Origin of the sequence: Bartonella sp. MF74HXZ (genome assembly GCF_042194445.1) — a bacterium.
GTDB lineage: Bacteria > Pseudomonadota > Alphaproteobacteria > Rhizobiales > Rhizobiaceae > Bartonella > Bartonella grahamii.
Map to the genome: position 1 here is coordinate 1 of NZ_JBHIMW010000015.1, position 4,789 is coordinate 4,789.

Below are 4,789 nucleotides of genomic sequence, written 5' to 3' on the forward strand. Positions count from 1 at the left end.
ATCATCATCTGTTTCATGGGCACTGTTTTTTAAGATCCATTGCGTATTGTTTTTTAGATCAAAGTGTACATTTCTATTTTTAGCAATATTCGCTCTGCCTTCTAGAATAGACTGATCAGCGCTTAATGTGAAAGTGCCGTTGGAAATTATATTAACATTTTCGTTGTTCCACGACTCGTCTTCTTTTGAAAAAATACCATCTCCTAATAAAACATCGGCATGGATTTCTGAATTTGTGAGGTTGACTTTACCGATTGAAAGATCTGCATTCTCTGTAATGTCTGGATCAGAGAAAGCAGTAATAAAAATTCCAGCACCGTTGTCAGCGGAGAGTTTTGTATTGGTCAAATTGATTGCATTGCTTTGATGTTTTTCTAGATCATCTGATTCATCTGGGTCAGGATTAGAGATAACGACAAACTGCAAGCCAGCGATTCCTGCTGTTGCAGAAACATTGGTGACATCAATCTGTCCACCACCCTCTACAAGCAATGCAACTTCTTTTGCTTCTATTTTGCTGTTCTCACTATTTTGTGCATTAGCAGGGACATTGATCAACTTAATTGTGCTACCATCAAATGCAGAAAGACCGACGTTAACTTTTTCAATGATTGTTTTGCCCTTTAATTCAACTCGACTATCTATATCGTTTGTTTTTACACCAACGTTGTTTCTTTCTTCTGTATCATTATCTTTGGGGTCAGCACCGATTATTGTTATATCTTTGCTAAAGATCTTACCACCGTCGGATGCAACAAGACCAGTCACAACTTTTTCGAGGGTTGTTTTGCCATTTAAATTGATTTCGCTATTCGCATTGTCGGCCCACACTCCTATAGCAACAGACATCGCTACTATTGCTTCTCTGCCTATTATTGTGAGACTTTCATTACTAGCGATTTTACCACCATCTATTGCGGAAAGTCCTACTGAAGCATTTTTAAGTGTTGTCTTACCATGTAATTCAATTACGCTGTTCGTGCCATCTGCACGTGCACCTTCTTCTGCGGTTAGAGCAACGTTTGTGACATCAATCTGTCCGCCATTTGTTGCGTACAATGCTATTCCTTCTGCGGTCACAGATCCTCCAGAGACTGTTATTGTCGAGTGATCATTTGCAGATATGCCTGTGTTTGCATTCGTGACTGTTACATCTTTTAAAGCGACTGTACTGTTTTTGTCTGCTGCTATTCCAGCGAGTAGTGGCGTATCATTTTTAACACTCGATATCGTCACACCTTCCAGTTTGTTCTTTTCGCTCTTAGTGTTTTCGAAGTAAGCACCAAATTGGGAAGCTTTAATGGATCCCCCAGTTATGCTGATTGCACCACTATTTCTTGCTCCAATTCCGATGTTGCTATCACTAATCGTTGTGTTTCCAAGCAACTTAATTACACTATCAGAGCCATCAGCACCTGCACCGACACCATCGCCATCTGTTGTTTTTAGAGTAACATCTGTGGCCGTAATATGACCACCTGTTGTTGTCCCTAATGCTGCTATTTTTCCAGTTACATTTCCTCCGGTCATATTTATTGTGCCATTGTCATATGCATAGAGCCCAGAGTTATCAGATGATGTAATTTGTGCATTGTCGGTTAAAGTAACGGTGCTGCCGTTTTGAGCATCTATTGTTGCACCATCTGTCTCAAATGATCCTCCAGAAATTGTTATTGTAGAATCATTATCCGCATTTACGGCATGGTGTGTTTGAGTCACTTTTACATTTTTTAAAGCGACGGTACTTCCTTGGTCTGCTTGGATTCCAGCGAGTAGTGGCGCATCGTTTTTACCGCTCGATATCGTCACATTGTCCAGATAGTTTTCTTCGCTTTCACTTTTAGAAAAGACAGCACCAAATTGGGAAGCTTTAATGCTTCCTCCCTTCATACTGATTGCGCCATTGTTTTCTGCTTTAAGACCAATTGCACTATCACTGACCGTTGTATTTTCCAACTCAATCACACTGTTAGAGCCATCAGCATTTGCACCGATACCATCGTCTGTTGTTTTTAGAGTACCATCTGTGATGGTAATATGTCCGCTATTTTCTGCAGACAATGCTATTATTTTTCCAGCTACAGTTCCTCCAGTCATCTTGATTACGCCATTGTCATGTGCATAGAGCCCAGAGTTATCAGATGATGTAATTTGTGCATTGTCGGTTAAAATAATGGTGCCGCCGTTTAGAGCAGCGATTGTTGCTAGTTCTGCATTAAATGATCCTCCAGAGACTGTTATTGTGGAAGAATTATCTGCGACTACGGCATTTATTGCTTGAGAGATGGTTACATTTTTTAAAGCGACGGTACTTCCTTTGTCTGCTTGGATTCCATAGTCTAGTAGCTTATCGTTTTCAATATTTGATATCGTCACATTTTCCAGTTTGTTTTTTTCGCTATTACTATTCTCGAAGACAGCACCAGCTACAGAAGCTTTAATGCTTCCCCCAGTCATACTGATTGCACCATTGTTTTCTGCTTTAAGACCAATTACACTATTATTAATCGTTGTATTTTCCAACTCAATTACACTCTTAGAGTCCTTAGAAAAGACACCAAATCCATTACCCTGTGTTTTTAGAGTAACATCTATGACCGTAATATGACCACCTGTTGTTGCCCCTAATGCTGCTATTTTTCCAGTTACATTTCCTCCGGTCATATTTATTGTGCCATTGTCATATGCATAGAGCCCAGAGTTATCAGATGATGTAATTTGTGCATTGTCGGTTAAAGTAACGGTGCTGCCGTTTTGAGCATCTATTGTTGCACCATCTGTCTCAAATGATCCTCCAGAAATTGTTATTGTAGAATCATTATCCGCATTTACGGCATGGTGTGTTTGAGTCACTTTTACATTTTTTAAAGCGACGGTACTTCCTTGGTCTGCTTGGATTCCATAGTCTAGTAGCTTACCGTTTTCAATACTTGATATCGTCACATTTTCTAGTTTGTTTTCGGCGCTTTTACTGTTCACGAAGACAGCACCAGCTACAGAAGCCTTAATGCTTCCTCCTGCCATACTGATTGCACCACCGTTTTTTGCAGAAAGTCCGATTTTAGCATCACTAATAATGGTATTTTCCAGCTCAATCACGCTGCCTGTGTTCTCAGAAAATGCACCGAATCCATCGGTATAGTTAGAGTTATCATTTGGTGTATCTATTTTTGTACCCTTTGTTTTTAGAGTACCACCTGTGATCGTAATATGCCCGCCGTTTTTTGTAGACAATGCCGCAAATTTCCCTGTTACGTTTCCTCCGGTCATTGTGATTGTGGAGTCAGGACCTTTTGCGTAGAGCCCAGCGTTATCAGATGATGTAATTTGTGCATTGTCGGTTAAAGTAATGGTGCTGCCGTTTTTAGTGGCTATTGCTGCCTCTTTTGCATCAAATGATCCTCCAGAGACTGTTATTGTGGAAGAATTATCTGCGACTACGGCATTGACTGTTTGAAATACTTTTACATTTTCTAACGTCACTGTACCGTTTTTGTTTGCCTTTACTCCAAAGTTCAGTGGCGTATCGTCTTTACCGCTTGATATTGTTACATCTTTCAGTTTGCTTTCTTTGTTATTATTGTTCCAGAAGAGAGCACCAAAATCAGAAGCATTAATGGAGCCTCCAGTTATGGAGATCGTGCCACCGTCTTTTGCTTCAACACCTACGATAATGGCAGAATCAGTCCCTTTAATGGTTGTTTTATCCCCCGTTAATGTGATCATACTGTTCTTGCCTTCAGCTGTTACAGCAGCGGGTGATTCTAAAGAAGATGATCCGGGAGGAGGGGTGATACCGCCTTCGCTGGGGCCTTTATTGGTGTCTTTATTTCCGGTTACTGTTAAATTTTCACCAGTGATTTTGCCACTTTCTTTTGCATGAAGAATTTCATAGGACTTTCCGGTTTCTCCGATGACGCTTTGTCCTTCTCCTGAAGCTTCAAGAGATTCAGCATGTGCATTGGAATAGATACTAGAGAGTATGATCGCGACTGTTGCTGTATATGATAAAAGGGATTTTTTATACACCCGTATTCTCCTTTGAAGTCCCCAATATTCATTTCCCCACCGACCTCATAAGAAGAATAGAAAATGAGTTGCTGTTCTTAGTGTTGTTACATTACCTCTAGCTCGGTAAGCTATTTTTACTTCTCTGTCAAATATTTTAAATAATCTTCATGAAAATGCATATTATGTATAGTTTATTTTTTATTAAATGAGTTTATTTATTTTCTGTTTGTAGTAGGATTATTTCTTATATCTTGATAAAATAATAAAAATAATTTTTGATAATTACTGAGAGTTCTTTATGTCTCTTAAGACATTTTATAATAATTATTCGAATATATTTTACGATCCTATCGTTTATAGTTTTTTGTGTTTTTTCTTGTTTGAATATTTTATAGACAAAAAATTTGTTTGAGTTTTCAGATGAGAGGAAAGTTTCTTATAATCGCTTATCTTATTGAGGGCGATAAAACAGACATATCTTCAGTTTAAAAACGTAATTAATAAAGAGCTTTATGTTAAAGCTTTAAATGAAAGGTACTTTGGTCAATAAAACTGCCTTTTTATTAAAAGGTTTCCGCTTTCATTATTTGTGGGTTTTAATATATTCTGGATAAAAATACCTTATATTTTTCTTGATAAAAATGGAGGGGGTAGTTTTAGTGTCATTAGGATTTATATAAAGCGAAAAGGCAGCATATTGTGCTGCCTTTTTTTAAATTGAATAGAATGATAGGCTATTTTTACAGCCTTGTCTTAAAACTGATAGCGTATTCCACCT

At 38.3% G+C, this 4,789-nt stretch carries 1 protein-coding gene; it reads right to left on the bottom strand.

Features of this window, described 5'->3' with window-relative positions; genetic code table 11:
• Positions 1 to 4,029, bottom strand: a 4,029-nt coding sequence (locus tag ACFIJ8_RS08350; protein WP_375639374.1) for a beta strand repeat-containing protein, incomplete at its 3' end; no start/stop codon positions are given.
• Positions 4,030 to 4,789: the final 760 nt, after the last annotated feature.